This window comes from Aquamicrobium sp. YD-1-mutant5 (assembly GCF_059509755.1).
Map to the genome: position 1 here is coordinate 450,940 of NZ_JCAKKP010000004.1, position 17,943 is coordinate 468,882.

Annotated in this window: 19 protein-coding genes, 1 tRNA gene and 1 pseudogene; 10 read left to right on the forward strand and 11 right to left on the reverse strand. The window is 60.8% G+C overall.

Annotated elements, in window-relative coordinates; genetic code table 11:
• The first annotated feature begins 16 nt into the window (after positions 1-16).
• From AC5XE7_RS09805 to AC5XE7_RS09820, 4 genes are all read left to right on the forward strand, one after another.
• Positions 17-1,345, forward strand: coding sequence for an ABC transporter substrate-binding protein (locus AC5XE7_RS09805; RefSeq protein WP_239800439.1), 1,329 nt, complete (start codon positions 17-19; stop codon positions 1,343-1,345).
• 68 nt (positions 1,346-1,413) lie between these two features.
• Complete coding sequence (locus AC5XE7_RS09810; protein WP_495365851.1) at positions 1,414-2,265, forward strand: ABC transporter ATP-binding protein; 852 nt, start codon at positions 1,414-1,416, stop codon at positions 2,263-2,265.
• A gap of 75 nt (positions 2,266-2,340) precedes the next feature.
• Positions 2,341-3,573 (forward strand): phenylacetate--CoA ligase family protein, encoded by a 1,233-nt coding sequence (locus AC5XE7_RS09815; protein ID WP_495365852.1) that lies wholly within the window; start codon positions 2,341-2,343, stop codon positions 3,571-3,573.
• 334 nt (positions 3,574-3,907) lie between these two features.
• Positions 3,908-4,261, forward strand: coding sequence for a YbaN family protein (locus AC5XE7_RS09820; protein ID WP_495365892.1), 354 nt, complete (start codon positions 3,908-3,910; stop codon positions 4,259-4,261).
• Between the two features lie 549 nt (positions 4,262-4,810).
• Here AC5XE7_RS09820 and AC5XE7_RS09825 read toward each other — a convergent pair.
• The 5 genes from AC5XE7_RS09825 to rpmH all read right to left on the reverse strand — a co-directional run bounded on the left by AC5XE7_RS09825 (position 4,811) and on the right by rpmH (position 8,169).
• Positions 4,811-5,008, reverse strand: a complete 198-nt coding sequence (locus AC5XE7_RS09825; protein WP_183827023.1) for a hypothetical protein — start codon at positions 5,006-5,008, stop codon at positions 4,811-4,813.
• 221 nt (positions 5,009-5,229) lie between these two features.
• Complete coding sequence (locus AC5XE7_RS09830) at positions 5,230-5,673, reverse strand: Fur family transcriptional regulator (protein ID WP_239800442.1); 444 nt, start codon at positions 5,671-5,673, stop codon at positions 5,230-5,232.
• Positions 5,674-5,837: 164 nt separating this feature from the next.
• The gene (gene yidC / locus AC5XE7_RS09835) at positions 5,838-7,658 is read right to left on the reverse strand and encodes a membrane protein insertase YidC (RefSeq protein ID WP_495365893.1); all 1,821 of its coding nucleotides are present in this window, start codon (positions 7,656-7,658) and stop codon (positions 5,838-5,840) included.
• A gap of 8 nt (positions 7,659-7,666) precedes the next feature.
• Positions 7,667-8,020 carry a ribonuclease P protein component gene (rnpA, locus tag AC5XE7_RS09840; RefSeq protein WP_183827029.1) on the reverse strand — a complete coding sequence of 118 codons (354 nt, stop codon included), beginning with the start codon at positions 8,018-8,020 and terminating at the stop codon, positions 7,667-7,669.
• Positions 8,021-8,034: 14 nt separating this feature from the next.
• Positions 8,035-8,169, reverse strand: a complete 135-nt coding sequence (rpmH, locus tag AC5XE7_RS09845) for a 50S ribosomal protein L34 (protein WP_035029411.1) — start codon at positions 8,167-8,169, stop codon at positions 8,035-8,037.
• A gap of 260 nt (positions 8,170-8,429) precedes the next feature.
• Between rpmH and AC5XE7_RS09850 the strand changes: the two genes are divergently transcribed.
• Together AC5XE7_RS09850 and AC5XE7_RS09855 are read left to right on the forward strand one after the other, a co-directional pair.
• On the forward strand, positions 8,430-9,911 hold the full coding sequence (locus AC5XE7_RS09850) for an ATP-binding protein (RefSeq protein WP_495365854.1): 1,482 nt from the start codon (positions 8,430-8,432) through the stop codon (positions 9,909-9,911).
• Positions 9,912-10,056: 145 nt separating this feature from the next.
• Positions 10,057-10,133 (forward strand) — tRNA-Arg (locus AC5XE7_RS09855).
• Here the strand turns inward: AC5XE7_RS09855 and AC5XE7_RS09860 are convergent.
• The 4 genes from AC5XE7_RS09860 to AC5XE7_RS09875 all read right to left on the reverse strand — a co-directional run bounded on the left by AC5XE7_RS09860 (position 10,104) and on the right by AC5XE7_RS09875 (position 12,713).
• A complete protein-coding gene (locus AC5XE7_RS09860) occupies positions 10,104-11,762 on the reverse strand; it encodes a recombinase family protein (RefSeq protein WP_495365855.1) in 1,659 nt (552 codons plus the stop codon). The two genes, AC5XE7_RS09855 and AC5XE7_RS09860, sit on opposite strands and share 30 nt — an antisense overlap.
• A 21-nt stretch (positions 11,763-11,783) precedes the next feature.
• Positions 11,784-12,038, reverse strand: a complete 255-nt coding sequence (locus tag AC5XE7_RS09865) for a hypothetical protein (RefSeq protein WP_495365856.1) — start codon at positions 12,036-12,038, stop codon at positions 11,784-11,786.
• A 94-nt stretch (positions 12,039-12,132) separates the two neighbouring features.
• On the reverse strand, positions 12,133-12,492 hold the full coding sequence (locus tag AC5XE7_RS09870; RefSeq protein WP_495365857.1) for a type II toxin-antitoxin system PemK/MazF family toxin: 360 nt from the start codon (positions 12,490-12,492) through the stop codon (positions 12,133-12,135).
• Complete coding sequence (locus tag AC5XE7_RS09875) at positions 12,489-12,713, reverse strand: antitoxin MazE family protein (RefSeq protein ID WP_495365858.1); 225 nt, start codon at positions 12,711-12,713, stop codon at positions 12,489-12,491. The genes AC5XE7_RS09870 and AC5XE7_RS09875 overlap by 4 nt, the downstream gene beginning before the upstream one ends.
• A 1,065-nt stretch (positions 12,714-13,778) precedes the next feature.
• On the opposite strand from AC5XE7_RS09875, the gene AC5XE7_RS09880 reads away from it, so the two are divergent.
• A complete protein-coding gene (locus AC5XE7_RS09880; protein WP_495365859.1) occupies positions 13,779-15,080 on the forward strand; it encodes a hypothetical protein in 1,302 nt (433 codons plus the stop codon).
• A gap of 9 nt (positions 15,081-15,089) precedes the next feature.
• Positions 15,090-15,251: pseudogene (locus tag AC5XE7_RS09885) on the forward strand (DUF3363 domain-containing protein); the annotation flags it as partial.
• Between the two features lie 46 nt (positions 15,252-15,297).
• On the opposite strand, the gene AC5XE7_RS09890 reads toward AC5XE7_RS09885, so the two are convergent.
• Both AC5XE7_RS09890 and AC5XE7_RS09895 read right to left on the reverse strand, forming a co-directional pair.
• Positions 15,298-16,005: a DUF4336 domain-containing protein gene (locus AC5XE7_RS09890; RefSeq protein WP_495365860.1), complete on the reverse strand. Its 708-nt coding sequence runs from the start codon at positions 16,003-16,005 to the stop codon at positions 15,298-15,300.
• An 11-nt stretch (positions 16,006-16,016) separates the two neighbouring features.
• A complete protein-coding gene (locus tag AC5XE7_RS09895) occupies positions 16,017-16,607 on the reverse strand; it encodes a TetR/AcrR family transcriptional regulator (RefSeq protein WP_495365861.1) in 591 nt (196 codons plus the stop codon).
• Between the two features lie 173 nt (positions 16,608-16,780).
• On the opposite strand from AC5XE7_RS09895, the gene AC5XE7_RS09900 reads away from it, so the two are divergent.
• Together AC5XE7_RS09900 and AC5XE7_RS09905 are read left to right on the forward strand one after the other, a co-directional pair.
• Complete coding sequence (locus AC5XE7_RS09900; protein WP_495365862.1) at positions 16,781-17,671, forward strand: LysR family transcriptional regulator; 891 nt, start codon at positions 16,781-16,783, stop codon at positions 17,669-17,671.
• 135 nt (positions 17,672-17,806) lie between these two features.
• Positions 17,807-17,943: transposase (locus tag AC5XE7_RS09905; protein ID WP_495917739.1), on the forward strand; the 137-nt coding region annotated here is incomplete at its 3' end.

Here is a 17,943-nt window from a genome sequence, read left to right on the forward strand (position 1 = left end):
CCGGAGGAGAATGAAAATGTCACTGAAAAAAATGATACTGGCACTTTCAGCCGCATCGATGCTGGCGATGCCGGCCATCGAGGCGGCCAACGCAGAAGATTCGATCTACGTGCCGCTGTTCACCTATCGCACCGGAGCCTTCGCCGGCTCGGGCGCGCCGATCGCCGACGGCATGCACGACTATCTCACCATGCTCAACGAGCGTGATGGCGGCATCGGCGGCGTCAAGCTGGTGATCGAGGAATGCGAGACCGGCTATGACACCAAGAAGGGCCTCGAATGCTACGAGGCTGTGAAGCCGAAAAAGCCGGTCATGGTCAATCCGTGGTCGACCGGCATCACGCTGCCGCTGATCCAGAAGGCCGGTGTCGACAAGATCCCGGTGCTGTCCATGGCTTATGGCCTGTCGGCCTCGGCCAAGGGCGACGTCTTCCCGTGGATCTTCAACCCGCCGGCGACCTACTGGGACGGCTTCACGCAGATCCTGAACTACATCGCCGATCAGGAAGGCGGCGGCGTCGACAAGCTCAAGGGCAAGAAGATCGGGTACATCTATCTCGACGCCAGCTTCGGGCGCGAGCCGCTGCCGCTCATCGAACAGCTGTCGAAGGAACTCGGCTTCGAGGCCAAGCTCTATCCGGTGGCTGCCGCCGACATGCAGAACCAGTCGTCGCAGTGGCTGAGCGTGCGCCGCGACCGGCCCGACTACATGATCCTGTTCGGCTGGGGCGCGCTCAACTCCACTGCTGTCAAGGAAGCGGTGAAGACCAACTTCCCGATGGAGAAGTTCATCTCCGTGTGGTGGCCGGGCGAGGATGACGTGCGCGGTGCCGGCGATGGCGCCAAGGGCTTCAAGACGCTGAACTGGCATGCCGCCGGCACGGATTTCCCGCTTATCCAGGACATCCAGAAATATGTCGTCGATGCGGGCAAGAGCCAGGTCTCGGACAAGGCCAAGGTCGGGCAGGTGCTGTACAACCGCGGTGTCTACAACTCCATGCTGATCGCCGAGGCTATCCGTACCGCGCAGGAGGTCACGGGCAACAAGGTGGTGACCGGCGAGGACGTACGCCGTGGTCTGGAGAACCTCAACATCGACGAGGCGCGCCTCAAGGAGATCGGCCTTGAAGGCTTCACCCAGCCGCTGAAGCTCTCCTGCAACGACCACAACGGCCATCAGTCCAACTTCGTGCAGAGCTGGAACGGCACCGCATTCGAGAAGGTGACCGATTACATCGCGCCGATGAGCGACAAGGTCATTCCGCTGCTCGACGAGGATGCGAAGTCCTACGCCGAGAAGAATGCGCCATGGCCTGAGCGCACCGAGGCCTGCGACGCCTCGTAAGGCTCACGCTTTCGCCAGCTTCCCTTCCCCCGCCAGCCGGGGGAAGGGCCCCAATCCGGAGCTGACCCATGTCTGAACCTGCCACTGCCGATACTGTTTCCCGTCAACCGGACCCGGCGCCGCCGATCCTGTCGGTCAACAATATCGAGGTCATCTACGATCACGTCATTCTCGTGCTGAAAGGCGTGTCGCTGACCGTGCCGAAAGGCGGAATCGTCGCCATTCTGGGCGCCAACGGCGCCGGCAAGACGACGACGCTCAAGGCCATCTCCAACCTGCTCCATTCCGAGCGTGGGGAGGTGACGAAGGGCTCGATCGAATTCGACGGCGAGCGCATCGACAAGCTCAGCCCCAACGAGCTGGTGCGGCGCGGCTGCATTCAGGTGATGGAGGGCCGCCACTGCTTCGGCCATCTCAGCATCGAGGAAAACCTGCTGACCGGAGCTTTCACCCGCCGCGACGGCCGGGTAGCAGTGCGCGACGATCTTGAGATGATCTACAACTATTTCCCGCGCCTGAAGCAGCGGCGCAATTCGATGGCCGGCTACACCTCCGGCGGCGAGCAGCAGATGTGCGCCATCGGCCGCGCCATGATGAGCCGGCCGAAGATGATCCTGCTCGACGAGCCGTCCATGGGTCTTGCCCCGCAGGTTGTCGACGAAATCTTCGAGATCGTGAAGGACCTCAACACAAAGCAGGGCGTGTCGTTCCTGGTGGCCGAGCAGAACACCAACATGGCGCTGAAATACGCCACCTACGGCTACATCCTGGAAACCGGACGAATCGTCATGGACGGTGCTGCCGATGCGTTGCGCGACAATGAAGACGTCAAGGAATTCTACCTCGGCATTGGCGGCGAGGGGCGCAAGTCGTTCCGCGACGTCAAGAGCTACAAGCGCCGCAAGCGCTGGCTGAGCTGAGCAGCCGATACCAGTCGCACAGGGCCCCATCCCACAGGCCCTGTCAGAGAAGCCGTCAGAAAGGCGATGTCCCCCATGCCTGCACATTTCGATGCCGAGGAAACCCGGGCTCCGGAAGTTCGTGAAAAAGCCCTGTTCGGGGCGCTGCGTACCCTGCTTGCCGGCGTGGTCGAGACAACGCCCGCCCTGCGGCAGCAACTGGATGGCATATCCATCGACGCGATTGCCGACCGCAAAGCGCTGCAGAGCGTGCCGGTGATCCGCAAGGGCGATCTGGTGGCCCTGCAGGCCAAGGCTCCGCCCTTTGCCGGGCTCACGTCCGTTTCCGCCGGCAGGCTGAAGCGGCTGCTGGTCTCGCCGGGCCCGATCTTCGATCCCGAAGGCCACGGCAAGGACTGGTGGGGCTCGGCGCGCGCCCTGTTCGCCGGCGGCATCCGCAGCGAGGACATCGTCCACAACGCGTTCAGCTATCACCTCACGCCCGGCGGCTACATCATGGAATCGGGTGCCCATGCGCTGGGCTGCGCGGTCATTCCAGCCGGTGTCGGCAACACCGATCAGCAGATCGAGGCGATCGCCGCCTTGCGGCCGTCCGGCTATGTCGGCACGCCCGACTTCCTCAAGATCCTGCTCGACCGGATCGCCGAAGCCGGCATCGAAAACCCGATAAAGCGCGCTCTGGTTTCGGGGGCAGCCTTTCCGCCGTCGCTGCAACAGGAGGTGGCGGGGCGCGGCGTCGATGCCTATCAGGCCTATGCCAGCGCCGAGCTTGGCGTCATCGCCTATGAGACGTCCGCCCGCTCGGGCCTTGTCGTCAATGAAGGGCTGATCGTGGAGATCGTGCGCCCCGGCACCGACGAGGCGGTGGCCGAGGGCGAGGTGGGCGAGGTTGTGGTGACGCGGCTCAGCGCCGAATATCCGCTTCTGCGCTTCGGCACTGGGGACCTTTCCCGCATCGTGCCGGGCGTGAGCCCGTGCGGCCGCACCAACCAGCGGCTGGCCGGCTGGATGGGACGCGCCGACCAGCGCACTAAGGTCAAGGGCATGTTCGTCGATCCGGCCCAGATCGCCGCGATCGCGAAAAAATATCCTGAACTCGGGCGGCTGCGGCTGGTGGTGACGCGCGAGGCGGAGCAGGACCACATGGTGCTGAAGGCAGAAGCCGGGGAGGCGGCCACGGAATTGCCGGCAATTCTCGAACAGGCCTTGCAGGCATCGACCAAGATGAAGGGCAGGGTGGAAATCGTGCCTCCCGACAGCCTGCCGAATGACGGCAAGGTCATCGCCGACGAGCGCCCCGCCGGCTAAAACTTCCAGCTTCCGGGGTTGCGGTCGGAACGATAGGCGGTGTCGCCCGCAGACGACATGTCAGGTGATCCGGTGTCGGTTCAATCTTGAGCTGATTTGTCCACTTGATTGCGAAACGTTCCTGACCGATGTTCGGCCCGAAAAGCATCGACTGCCGCCATGTTGCCTTCACGACATGGCGGGAACGTGGTGCAGGGAAGACCGCAGGACGCAACCAATGACATCGCCCGTTGCAACCCAGGCCGACAAAGCGCATTCCCCTGCCGGAGATGAGCGCGACATGAGTTTGCCGGACGAGACACAGCGCAGCGAACCAACAGCGGTTTCGGCACCGATGCGCGGCCTGTTCCTCGCCCTCGGGCTTCTCTTTGTGGCGCTGGGCTTTGTCGGAGCGTTCCTGCCGGTGCTGCCGACCACGCCGTTCCTCATTCTGGCTGCGGCCTGTTTTGCCAAATCATCGCGGCGGCTGGAGCTCTGGCTTCTCGATCATCCGCGCTTCGGACCCACGCTTCGCGAGTGGCGGGTGCGCCGCGCCATACCGCGCAAAGCAAAGTTCATGTCGCTCGCCGGCAGCAGCCTAGGCTTCCTTCTGTTCTGGCTGGGGAGCAATCCCGGCCCGCTTCTCATGGTAGCGGTGGCATCGCTGATGCTGTTCGGTGTTGCCTATGTGTTTTCCCGGCCATCCTGAAGCCGCTTTGACAAGCCGATTTTCTCCGGCGCCATCTTCAGCACCATATCTGCTTTGACGGCGCGCCCGATCTTTTCATCTTCACGTGCAGGACAAGGCTCCAGCGCGCTCGTTGCCTGATGCAATCTCCGGCAGGGCGTGCGCGACCCGGGGCTTTTCGTCCTTTCCGGTCTGGCCGGGCGTCTCTCGTTCCGCAACAATGCGATGCATCCGGACTTCCGTATTCCCTTGCGGAAGGTGATCGGACCCGCGCCACACAACCGTACGCCAGCATGAATTTCACGTGGCGGAACGAGAAATTCCACAGGTGCGGCAATTTATTATATAAAAAGCGTAGACAAACACTTGAACCGGGAACCGGCTAGTCCTATCTGGGCGGTGTGTCGGGTGTTCTCCTCCCATTGCGCCCGGCACGTTCCCCTCTGGAAGGTTTTAACTTTCCATGCTTGGCCGGGCCTTTAGGTCCGGCCTTTTTTTATGCGTTCTCCAAAAAAACAAAAACGGCGCCGAAGCGCCGTTTGAGTGGAAAGCTTACGAAGCCCGCCGAAATCAGTTGCGGGTCTCGGTGGAGAAATGGCCGCACCAGTCGCTGGCCGTAACCACCGGCCACAGGCCGCGTGCGTTCGGCTCGGGCTGCGTCACCGGCGGGTTGAAGCGGCACAGGCCGGCATTCTCGGCAACCTTGGTGCTGTTGGCGATGTGGTCTTCGTAATAAGCGCAGCTATTGCACGAAACGGACTGGGCCATGGGTATCTCCTTCTTTCGGTATTTCAGTCGGATTTAAAGTTGAGCTTTGGTATCCGAATTTAGAATTATTCTAAACTAGAAATCGGGATAAGCGCAAGCGTCGTTTTCAGGGGTGCGACAAGAAAGACGATCCCATGCCCGAACGGTGCCGTCTCGCCGGCGGACACATTTCGTGCCCGGCGACTGAAGCAAACATGATGGTGAGAAGGGCCTCAGGCCGCTCAGGGAGCCTTGCCGGTTCCCTTGCGCGCCTTCTTTGAAGGGCGCACATAGATTTCCAGCCTGTGACTGACTATGTCGAAACCGTGCTGCCGGGCGATCTCATCCTGCAGCCTTTCAATCTCATCGGAGCGGAACTCGATCACGTCACCAGTCTCGACGTTGATCAGGTGGTCATGATGGTCCTGATCGGCTGTTTCGAAGCGCGCCCGGCCGTCGCCGAAAGTATGCTTCTCCAGAACGCCCTTTTCTTCCAGCAGGGACAGCGTGCGATAGACAGTGGCGATCGCGACGCCGGGACTGATCTCGCTGACGCGACGATGCAGTTCCACTGCATCCGGATGATCCGTCGATTCGGCCAGAACCTGCATGATGACCTTGCGCGGTCCCGTCAGTCGAAGACCATGCTCCTTGCAAAGGTCGGCGATGTCCTTGCTGAATCTCATATCTGCTCTTTGCGATGCATCCGGACCGTAAAAGGCTTCTGCGGCACTCAGGATAGACCTACCCCGTATAGGACGACCTTTCCAGTGACGGCAAGGCGCACTGGCACCGCGCAAAAAGAAAGGGCCCCGAAAACGGGGCCCAGATATCATCTTGCCAGACTGGTCTACTCCGCCGGTTTCGGCTTCTTCCGGAACAGCGCTGCCAGATTGTCCCACAATTCGATCTTCACGCCCTGACGCTTCATGATCAGCGCCTGCTGGAGGATCGAGAGCAGGTTGTTCCATGCCCAGTAGATGACCAGACCTGCGGGGAAACCTGCCATCATGAAGGTGAAGATGACGGGCATCCAGTTGAAGATCATGGCCTGCGTCGGGTCCGGCGGGGCCGGGTTCATGCGCATCTGCAGGAACATGGTCACGCCCATCAGCAGCGGCCAGATGCCGATATGCAGCATGGCGGGAACCGTATAGGGCAGCAGGCCGAACAGGTTGAACAGCGAGGTCGGATCGGGTGCCGCCAGATCGTGAATCCAGCCGAAGAACGGCGCGTGGCGCATTTCGATCGTGATATAGAGCACCTTGTAGAGCGCGAAGAACACCGGAATCTGGATCAGTACCGGCCAGCAGCCGGCGATCGGATTGATCTTCTCCGTCTTGTAGAGCTCCATCATCGCCTGCTGCTGCTTCATCCTGTCATCCGCGTATTTTTCGCGGATTTCCGTCATCTTCGGCTGCACCTTCTTCATGTTGGCCATCGAAGCGTAGGACTTGTTGGCCAGCGGGAAGAAGATGAGCTTGACGACGACGGTGGTGGCGAGGATCGCCAGACCGAAATTGCCGAGCATCTTGTAGAGCGTGTCGATCAGCCAGAACATCGGCTTGGTGATGAAGTGGAACCAGCCCCAGTCGATGAGCAGGTCGAAGCGGCGGATGCTGCGCTCTTCCTCATAGGCATTGATGGTCTCGACTTCCTTGGCGCCGGCGAAGATCAGCGATTCGACCGTGGCCGACTGACCCGCTGCAACCGGTATAGCGTCGCTGAGGAAATCCGCCTGATAGCGCGGCCGGCCGTCCTCGAAATAGGCGAAGCGCGGCTGGAACGGCTGCTTTGCAGTCGGAACCAGCGTAACCGCCCAGTACTTGTCGGTGATGCCAAGCCAGCCGTCGCTGGACTTGCCGGGCGTGTACTGCTTGTCGTCCTCGACGGCGGAATATTTGTGCTCCTGCAGCCCTTCGGTGCCGGTCACGCCGATCAGGCCTTCATGCAGAACGTAGATCGAGGCGGTGGTCGGCTTGTCGAAGCGGGTCACGCGTCCGTAGCTGAACAGGGTGATGTCGCTGGCGCCGCTGTTTTCCACGGTGTCCGACACCGTGAACATGTAGTGGGCGTCGATCGAATAGGTGCGCTTGAAGACAAGGCCCTTTTCGTTCGTGTAGGTGAGGGTGACGGGCGTGGCCGGTGTCAGCGAGGCACCTTCCGGTGCCGTCCACACGGTCTCCGGCCCCGGCACAGAGCCGGTTGCCTCATTGCCGACGAAGCCAAGCTCGGCATAGTAGCCATTGGGCAGCGCCGCGGGATTGAGCAACTCGATCTCGGGCGAATTCCTGTCGACCGTCTCGCGGTAATCCTTGAGCTTGAGATCGTCGAGGCGTCCGCCGGTCAGATTGATCGAACCTTCCACGCTGGGCGTCTCGATCCTGACGCGCGGGGTGCCGGCCAGCGCCTGCTCGCGTCCGGCGGGTGCCGTCAGCCCCTCGGTGCCGCCAGCGCCGGGAATGGCTCCTTGTCCGGGGGAAGCCTGACCAGAGGTCTGGCCGGGCGTGGGCACATCGGCGCTCTGTTGGGCCTGCTCCTGCCGGGCCTGCTCGATCTGAGCCGCCTCGCGCTGCTGCTCGATGCGCGGGTTCATATAGAAGACCTGCCAGAGCACCAGAATCAGCACCGACAGCGCAATGGTGATGAAGAAATTGCGATTGTGTTCCATCATGAACCCTATCGTGATCCGCGGATCCGCCGGGAAAGTTCGGCCTTGAGTTGGTCGAATGGCGCGCCGAGCGCATCCAGGCGGCCGACGATCACATAATCATTGCCGCACGTCATGTCATGTGCGGCATGGGTGCGCACGGCTTCTTTCAGCCGCCGTCTGACGCGATTGCGTATGACGGCATTGCCGACTTTCTTCGTAACGGTATAGCCGACGCGTGGCGCAGCAGTGTCGCCCCGATCGAGAACCTCAACGAGAAAAAACCGTCCACGGCGCTTTTCACCACGCCGCACGGCCAGAAATTCCGCACGCTTGAGAAGCCGCCCGGGCTGCGGTCCCGAAGGCTTACAGTCGCCGGGCAACGAACTCGCTTCCGTCAGGCGCTCAGCCGCTTGCGACCACGATTGCGGCGGGCAGCGATGACAGCACGACCACCATTGGTGGCCATACGGGCACGGAAGCCGTGGCGGCGCTTGCGAACGAGCTTGGAGGGTTGGTAGGTACGCTTCATTTATTTAATACCGCGGTGTGCGGCCCTTCTTGATTCTGTCATGGTTAAGACAGGAGCTATGCCCGGCCTGCACGCACAACCAAGGTTGCGCCGGGAGTGCAGGCCCGAGCGTGAGCGGCTTATATGGATTGGGGGCCATCGAGTCAATCAGCAGGACTTTCCGGCGCGTCACTCTTTCCGGCCATGCCGGAGCACAGACAAGACTGCCGGGTTCCGCTATCATGAAAAGGTGGCCGCACAGCCCCTGAATGTGGAGACGGATGACTGAGAACCTGCAAAGCGGGCAGGACGAACCGATGCCGGCACGGCATGCGGTTCCGCTCGCGCGCGGGCTTTCCACCAAGCTGCTGCTGCTGACGGTCGTTTTCGTGCTGCTGGCGGAAACCCTCATCTTTCTCCCTTCCGTCGCCAGCTATCGCGTCAGCTGGCTGCGGGACCGGCTGGCGACGGCTGCGGCGGTTTCCATCGTGCTCGTGCAGGGCGATCCGGCCGATTTGTCCCGCGAGGCACAGGATGACGTGCTGACGGCCATCGGGGCCCGGGCCATCGCTGTCAGCGATGGCGGCGTATCGCGCCTTCTGGTGGTGGCCGACATGCCGCCGGAGGTCGACACCCATATCGACATGGCGAATGTGGGCATGTTCGGAGAAATCGCCGGAGCGCTGGACACGTTGCTGAACGGCGGCGACCGCATGCTGCGCGTCTATGGGCCGGCCGGCGACGATGCCCGCGAATTCGAGCTGATCATGCCGGACAACGCCCTGCGCGCGGCCATGCTCACCTATGCGCGCAACGTTGCCCTGCTGTCGCTGCTGATCTCGGTGTTTGCGGCGATGCTCGTCTATGCAGCCATGGACCGCATCATGGTGCGCCCGATGCGCAGGCTCGCGCAGTCCATGCTGGATTTCTCGGCAGCACCCGATGACCCGGCGCGCGTCATCACTCCGGCCGCGCGTGCCGACGAGATCGGCTTTGCCGAACGCGAGCTGTCCCACATGCAGGAAAGACTGCAGAAGATGCTGGCCGAGCGCCGCCATCTGGCCGATCTCGGCCTTGCCGTTTCCAAGATCAATCACGACATGCGCAACATGCTGGCCTCCGCCCAGCTCATCTCCGACCGTCTGAGCATGTCGAAGGACCCGACGGTGCAGTCCTTCACGCCGCGGCTGTTGCGGGCGCTGGACCGCGCGGTGTCCTATTCGGAAGGCGTGCTTGCCTATGGCCGCACCCAGGAGCCGCTGCCGGCGCGCCGGCTGGTCAACCTGCATCCGCTGGTGGAGGATCTGCGTGACATCGCGGGCGCCGATAGCGGCGTGGATTTCGTCAACGCCGTGCCGTCCGGCTTCGAGATCGATGCGGATCCGGACCAGCTTTTCCGCGTGCTGACAAATCTTGTCCGCAACGCGGTTCAGGCCATGATCGCCGAGGCCGAACGCATCAATGTGCAGCGGCTGACTGTGTCGGCCGAGCGGCAGGGCGGCGTCTGCCGCATCATGGTGAGTGACACCGGTCCCGGCCTGCCGCCCAGGGCGCGGGAAAATCTGTTCTCTGCTTTCCGGGGCGGGGCGCGGCAGGGCGGCACCGGGCTCGGCCTTGCGATCGCGCATGAGCTGGTACGTGCCCATGGCGGTGTTCTGGAGCTGGTCGCCAGCGAAAGCGGCCACACCACCTTTGCCATAACCATCACCGATCGCCCACTGCCCTTCAGTCGCACAGCCGAAGGTGCACGCAAGCGCGGCTGAAACGCGGTGAACTTCCGGTCCTGTGGGCGATGTGAAGAAACTTTGAAATGCCGGCTTGCAATTCCCGGAATCAGCCGCTAGTGAAGCGGCACGTTCGCGGCAGGTTCTTAAAGCCAGTCGCTAGGTTGCCCAGGCGACCTGATGCGCGCCCGTAGCTCAGCTGGATAGAGCACCAGACTACGAATCTGGGGGTCAGAGGTTCGAATCCTTTCGGGCGCGCCATTTCAGAACAGAACTCTGAACGCCGAACGCCGCCGATTTTCCACTTGAAGCGGCAACCAGCGTTCGCAGTAATTCCGACTTCGATCCCATGATGCGAACCTCGTCGTCGGCGACCTCGACGCGCTGCGCGAGAGCGCGCAGGTGGTCGCGGCGGTAGCCTCCACCGTCGAGCCGTATCCGCTCACGAGCCTTGCGGGCGAACCCCTTGAGCATGTCGGGGCTGACGCCCTGATTGCCTGAACTGTCGAGTGCGAGCTGCGTGCGCTCGGCGTCGGCGGCGGCCTGATCCCGCAACGCCTTGAGGCTCACCATACGCTCTTTCGCCATGGCGTCGTCCTTGTCCACCATGCCCGCTTCGATGGCGTCAAAGAGACGGCCGAGCCGCTGGTCGGCTTCCGTGATTCGCCTGTGAAGCTCGGCCAGATGCTCGCGACGGCGCTGGGCGCGCTCCTGCCGCCGGTCGATGACGCTGGCGAGGACAGTTTTCAGTCGCTTGGGCTGGAGCAGGCGATCCCGGATATGATCGGCGACCAGATGGTCCAGCTTGTCCATCGGGATCGTGCGGCCCTTGCAACCGGTCTTGCCCTGCCGCGCCTTGGTCGAGCAGGTGTAATAACGGTATGTCGCGCCTGTGCTGCCTTGGCCGGTGCGAAGCGTCATCGCGCCCCCGCATTTGGCGCAGAAGCAGATGCCGGTTAGCAGCGTCGGGCCGCTGGAGACACGCGCGGGCGTCACCATGGGATTGCGGGATTTCAGGCGGGCTTGCACCGCATCGTAAATCTCGCGTTCGATCAGGGGCGGCACCGACATGATGGCGACTTCGCTCTCCGGCTTCTTCTCCCGGTCCTTGTGCGAGCGCGTGTTGAACCTATGCTCGCCAATGTAAGTGGTCCGGGTCAGGATGGCGTGGATTTGCGCCAGTCCCCAACGCCCGCCGTCGCGGGTGAAGAAGCGGCGCTCGTTGAGATAGGTGGCGATGGCCTTGACACCCATCGCTCCGGACGTGCCGTCGCCTTCAAGGAACAGGCGATAGATCAGCCGCACGGTGTCGGCGTGCAGCGGGTCGATCTCCAGCTTCTTCTTGGTCTTCGATCCCCGTTGCTCGGCCGCGACGATGCGATAGCCGATGGGCGGCCGTGCGCCGTTCCAGAAGCCCTGTCGGGCATTCTCGTTCATGGCGCGCAGAACGTGCTTGGCGTTCTCCTTGGACTGATACTCGTCGAACAGCGCCATGATCTGCCGCATCATCTGGTGCATGGGGTCATCCCCCATCTCCTGCGTGATGGACACGAGCTTGACGCCGTTCTTCGCCAGTTTCCTGACGTAGAACTCCATCTCGAAGTGATCGCGGAAGAAACGGCTGAACGAGTGGACCACGACAATATCGAACGGCGCGGGCTTTGACGTGCCGGCCTCGATCATGCGCTGGAACTCGGGGCGCTTGTCGTTGGTGGCGGTCGCACCCGGCTCAACATATGTCTCAACGAGCTGGTAGCCGCGTTGTTCGCAATAGGCTTCGCCCTGCCGCTTCTGGTCGGGAATGGAAATATCGTGCTCGGCCTGCCGGGCGGTTGAAACGCGCAGATAGAGGGCGGCCCGCACCCCGTTCGAGAGTTGGGAGGCGGTCATGGCAAAAGCCTCCTTCTCACATCATCGGCATGGCCCGAAAAACTCATCGAAAAGATCGCCGAACCATCGCTCGAACACATCCACCTCGGCCTCTGTGACGGGAACGTCCTCCGGCCAGTCGTCGGTGACGGTCCAGTCGGCAAGGTCATGCTTAACCGACCGTCCGACGCGCGACGGCGTTTGCGGCTTGGCGTAGTCGTAAAGATCGTCGGGAAGTGCGTCGGTTTCAATGCGTCTGCGACGGTCAAGGCTGCGATGGGTGTGTGTCCTAGACATACCCACATCATCGCTCGGCCCTTCCATATCCAGAACGACCCGTTCGCCGCCGATTGCCGTCTTTCACCGTCCCCTCCGACCGACGCTATAACGCTCATGTCTCTTTCCTCCTTCCGGTTCGGGGAGAGGCAGCCATGCCGAGGAACACGGTCATAGCCTGGTTGAGCCTCACCATGTCCTCGTCATCGAGACGCCCGACACGCGCGCCCATCTTCGCCTTGGGAACAGTGGTGATCTTGTCCACCATCAGGCGGCAGCGGGAGCGCAGGCCGTTGCGCTCGTTCGGTTCCACAACGAGGCGGAACAGCGGCGCATCGATCGGATCGGTGGTAAAGGCGCAGATCGTAATTGAGTCGGTGGCGTCGAAGTTATCGTCCTGCACGATCACGGCGGGGCGCGGTTTGCCCGCGTAGTCCTTGCCGCCCGAGACTGTCCAGACTTCGCCACGCCTCATTCATCGTCCCAATCGGAAATTGCGTCGATGAACTCTTGATCCTCGCGCGCATGATCGCTCCCGGCGACCGCCTGCGACTGGCGATGCGCCTGTTCCCGGAAAGAGGCTGCACGCACGTCCGGCACCCAAATCTGGATAGGCCGCAGTCCCTGCGCGCGCAGCCGGTCACGGTGCTCGCGCACCTTTACCCGCACCGGCTTGGAATTGGATGCTGTGACCATGATCGGCCTCCATGTCTATGGTTACATGTAACCTATCATAGTCCATTAGCTATGACCACCCCTTTTGTTCGTTTCGGCATGGGAGCGCGACAGCGCCCCCAATCCGTACTTGTCTGCTTCCCAAGCCTAGACCGGGGCGACGGCAGGCGGTCAAGGCGGACGTGTAGCGTCCCCGCGCAGCGGCTTGGCCTTGAGGGCCTGACGGCGATCCGGTTTCATGCTTCCGGCAGCAAGACCATCACGCCGTCATGTGCTCCGATGCACTTGGGCGCTCTCCCGTGCCGAAATGCCGAAAACTGGACGATTTGCGCCTTTGGTGCCGGTCAAAATCCAGTAAAGCCAAGGCTTTGCACGAAACCACGGCACCAAGGGGGTCAAAAATGGGGTGCCACTCACGCACCACCTAAGCAGTGTGCAGACAACAATAATTTTCAGAAGCGGCCCGACATGGTGCCGTCTTCTTTTATCTTGCCCTCGTAAAATCCCGCCCTTCTCGCCCAAAATCCGCAGTTTCCGATTTTGCGCTGAACGCGCCGATTTCCTGCATTGGCACCGCAAAGAAATCCGCTGCCGAAGGCACATAACCGCGACCGCCGATCTGCATGGGAACGCAGGAAACGCCTTGATAAAAATGTAGGCAGTACGCGCCACGACTTGCGGCAAACATGCCAGCGGATTGTTTGGATCGTGACGGCGAAAGCGCCGTCAACGCGCCGTCGCGCTACGCTCATGGTGCGGCATTGCCGCCGCCAGATTGCAGGTCCGCTGGTCAGTGCAGGCGGGCACGTTCTTCCTCAGCGGCCTGCCCAGTATCCGCCGGCGACCTGTTCTCGTCATCCATCGAGCGTGCGAAAGGTGACTTTCCCACCAGCCCCGCGTCCATCGCTAGATCTCGATGCAGCGCGATACGCGCTACTGCGGTCCAATCCTTTAAGCCGCAGCCGTTCGACCGTGGAGTTGCTCTGGCAGAGCCACGCGGTCGCTGTCAGGATGTATAGCTAATGTAGTTGAGCCACGCAGCTTGAAACTGATTCGCCGCTATTTGTCACTCGCACAAGGTATGGAATGGTCGAGGAAACCCCGAAGCGCATTGTCGATAATCCTACCACGCAGGAACTGAAAAAGGTTCTGCCGCTGGTAAAGGTGATGTCCGCTCTCTCTGGCGCAGCGGATGCAATTGGCATCAAATCGGAAAAATTAAGAGACCTTGGCAGGATGGCCTCGGATGTTCTCTCACAAGCCGAAGTGCTTGATCTTCCAGACCGCTTTAACGCGGCTTTCGCCAATGAGGGCTGGGTCGCGACAAGCTCGATGTCCCTCGACATGATGCGCAGCGCTCTAGAATTGCATGATGCGGGTGAACCGGAAAAAGCAAATCAAGCGATACAGGAATGGTTCACGGAAGAGACCATCCGTCTATTCGCAATTACCCGCGCAAAGCGTTTCGACGCGACCATCGGAAGGTGGCATCAACTAAATGAAGCGCTCAGCCTGACTTTAGAAGAGCGTTATGTCTCGGCGGTGCCTTTGATTTTGATCGCCTGCGATGGATTCGCGTCTGATATTCTTGGAACCAGTCCATTTGAAAAAGAGGCAGACCTTTCAGTATTCGATTCTATCGCTGGACATCCCACGTCCTTGCCGTCCCTAATAAAGTTGCTCACGAAAGGCGTACGAAAGTCCTCGGATGACAATCTCAGCCTACCCTTAAGGCACGGCATTCTTCATGGTCGGTCACTTGGATATTCCAATAAGCTTGTCTGCATGAAGGCATGGATGCTGATGATTGCACTCGTTGATTGGGCTACAGACAAAGATTCTGAGGCGTTTAGAAAGAAGGAACGCGAGAGAAAAGAAAATTTTAGTTTTCGCGAGTTTGCGGAAAGGTCCCGCAAACACCAAGCTGACAGAGAAGCTTTGGAAGCCTTCGTAACAAGAGAGATAACCGCGCCATTTCCAGAGGACCTTAATCCCAGTTCGCCTGAAGCCGCGATTATGACGTTCTTGTCCGCGTGGCAGAAAAGGAACTTCGGCACTATGGCGAAACTGGCTGTTAGAAGCGCCGGTGAGCCCATTAATAAAGTTGCAGGCGATATGCGGCGAGATGCCGATCAAGTTGCTCTTACTTCCTTTGAACTGCACAGCTTCACCCAAAGCTCCCTGATGGCTGCCTCCGCTGTTGTGTCCATGCAGGGAAGGACATTATCCGGTGATGTCGGGGGAAAGTTTAGGATTCGCGCTTGGCGTTACACCGCCGAGGGCGACTTTGCGATGCCGACAGATGATGGATATTGGGTAGTAGCCCAAGGCTGCATCTTTGACTTGATGCACGAGCGCATCATCGAATCCGCCGAGAAAGAGAGTTAACGGCGAGAGCTATCCAGCGGCAAGTTCGCCGTGGTCGAGCAGTCCCATGAGTTTACGTTAGTCCCGTGGCGGCCGGTCATCGACCACCAACTCGGCCGCGAGGTCATGGGCGTCGTGCAGGGCGGATCGGTGTCGTGGCAGATCGCTAAGGCGAGAGGACTTGGAATCTAACCCGCGCATCCGCTTCAACGCGACCACGAGGACTGGCAGGAGCGTTTCACTTTACCAGCCATCGGAACGCGCGCCGCAAGAATGCTTGGCCGTTCTTTTCGACAGGCGTTCCGTGTGCCATCAGCACTTTCTCGGCCGGCCATGCCAAGACCCGTTTCAGTGCCTCGCGCGCGAGCGAGCGATTGGTAAAGGCCACACGAAACTTGCGAGGAACCGATGGTTCCGAGCCTACCATAAGGTCGAGTTTCGCTACTACGGCACGCCAGCCAGAAAACCAACCGGCAGGCATTTGCTGAATAAGATCGGTGAAGATTACGGTGCCGCTGTTCCGGTGAAAAAATACCACCTCATTTGTTATCGCGTTCCCCGCCACTAGAACGTGGTCGACTTCTTCGGACCAAGATGGAGTCGGTGTGCCGTCTAGATCGCCATCAAAAGCTAAGTCTTTGCGCTTCTCTCGCAGGCCGGGAGCAGCGTAGACCCGCGCATCTGGATATGCGTGCTTCCAGTCCGCAATGAACAGATGATGCAGCGAGTTAGGTGCGATCAGAAAGCGGACCTTTCCGATAGCGTCAACGTCGGCTCGAAGACTGTCGGTCAATGCGATTGGAGACCATATGAAAAGGTCTTCACCAGACAACCTTATGACGGCCATGCGAGTTGGGTAGTGAAATCCGAGCGCGGCGACGACTTCGGAGCCATCGGCCGTCCATATCTCATGTCCAAACTTTTTCAGCATGATCGACCCTGCCATCGGAGAACTTTCTAGGTTGCCGAAGGCCGGGGCTGCTCGCCGATGCCTTCAATAACGATACGGATGAGGCGTTTGATATCATTCTCGCCGAACGGTCTCCCAGAAAGGGCCGTGAGCATTGCTTGCGCGTAGATGCCGAGCAGAACGAGCGACATGAAATTGGGATCGTCGTCCTTGCGTATGACACCCTGCCGCTGGCCAAGGATGAGAATGTCGCGGACAAGCCGCTGAAAGGTAGGGCGGCCGGTAGGCGGTTCGAGAGATGGCCGCTCGGCGGGCGCGAGAGCAAGCCGCGCGAGGGAGGGGTTGGCTAGGCACCAGCCTGCGCTGTCCAGAAGGACCCTCTCCAACAGCGGGATGACATCCTCGTTTGCATCTATACGTGCGCGATAATTCTCATCCCCGGCTTCCACGCGGGCAATGAGTTGCAGCGCGATTTCCTCTTTTGAGCTGAACAGGTTGTAGACGGTCTTGCGGGTCAGTCCCGCGCGCGTGGCGATTTCTTCTACTGCCGTGTTCGCAAACCCCGACTCCCGAAACGCCGCGTCGGCGGCGTCGAGTATAAGCTGTCGAGATCGTTCCGTTCGCTTCGGCGTTGCCATGTCTATACTATCGTGTAAATTTACACACTTGTAAAGATATATTGCTGTGTGGCGCACGGATCGTCGTTTGTGTGCCAGCTTCACCAGCAGGACGGACATGAGAAATGCGGAGGCGACTGCGAAAGAACGCTAACCCGAATGAACCCTCGGTGTTGCTCGGTGGGCGTATCCCCATGGCGTCACTGATCCAGACGCTCGCCGTGGCCGAGTATCTGAACTTCCGCCACGCCGCCAACGCGCTCGGCGTGGCGCAATCCAGCGTCAGCGCGCGAGTCAAGGCGCTGGAGGAAGACCTTGGCGTCCTTCTGTTCGAGCGTCATGCTCGGGGCGTCCGGCTCACCGAGGCTGGACGCCAGTTCGTGGAGCACGTCGCTGCCGGCGTTGAGCAGCTAGACCATGCGGTGAAGACGGCCGGCATGGCAGCGGCAGGAGAAAATGGCCGCCTGCGTATCGGCATCCACGCGCTGATCCCCCACAGCTTCCTCACGCAATTGATCGCGCGGTATCGGGCAGAGCATCCCGGCATCGAGGTCGAAATCACCGAGGGCACGGCCCGCGATGCGGTGATGCAGCTTCGCGCCGACCGGCTGGACGTGGCGTTCGTCGCCGGGAAGCTCGAACTGCCCGACTGCCATACCCGGCCGATCTGGACCGAACCGCTGGTTGCCGTGCTGCCGGACGGGCATCGCCTTGCCGGACAGTCGGAAATCACTTGGGCCGATCTGGTCGGTGAGACCTTCCTTGTTCGCTATGGCGGCACCGGCCCACAGGTTCACAACCATATCGTACTGCGCCTCGCCGGGCGCTGGCCTGCGCCGTCGATCCTACGCTTCGACGTGGAGCGCGGCACGTTGCTGTCCATGGTCGGACAGGGCTTCGGCGTCACCATCGTCGGGGCCGCCACGGCGTTGCTGCCGACGACCGGCATCATCTTCCTTCCCTTCACCGATGAGCCGGAGCCGGTTGCCTTTACCGCCGTCTGGTCGCCATTCAATCGCAGCGCCATCCTGAAAAACTTGCTCAACCTCGCAAGCAATATGAGCCGATCACGCAAGAGCGCATGATTTGTAGCCTGCCGGCCTCAATCTCCAAATCCTTCGCATTCCGATCAAGCATGTTCAGCATAACAGTCGGCTAGGCTCAGGACCTATTAATTTGGTTTGATCTGTGATTCACGGTCTTTGCTGAAGGAGGCCGTGATGGGTGATTTGTTTCTGCTGAGCGAGTGCCAGATGGCGCGCATATCGCCGTACTTCCCGTTGTGGCACGGGGTTCCGAGAGTAGATGACCGGCGGGTTGTGAGCGGGATCGTCTACGTGATCCGCAACGGCTTGCA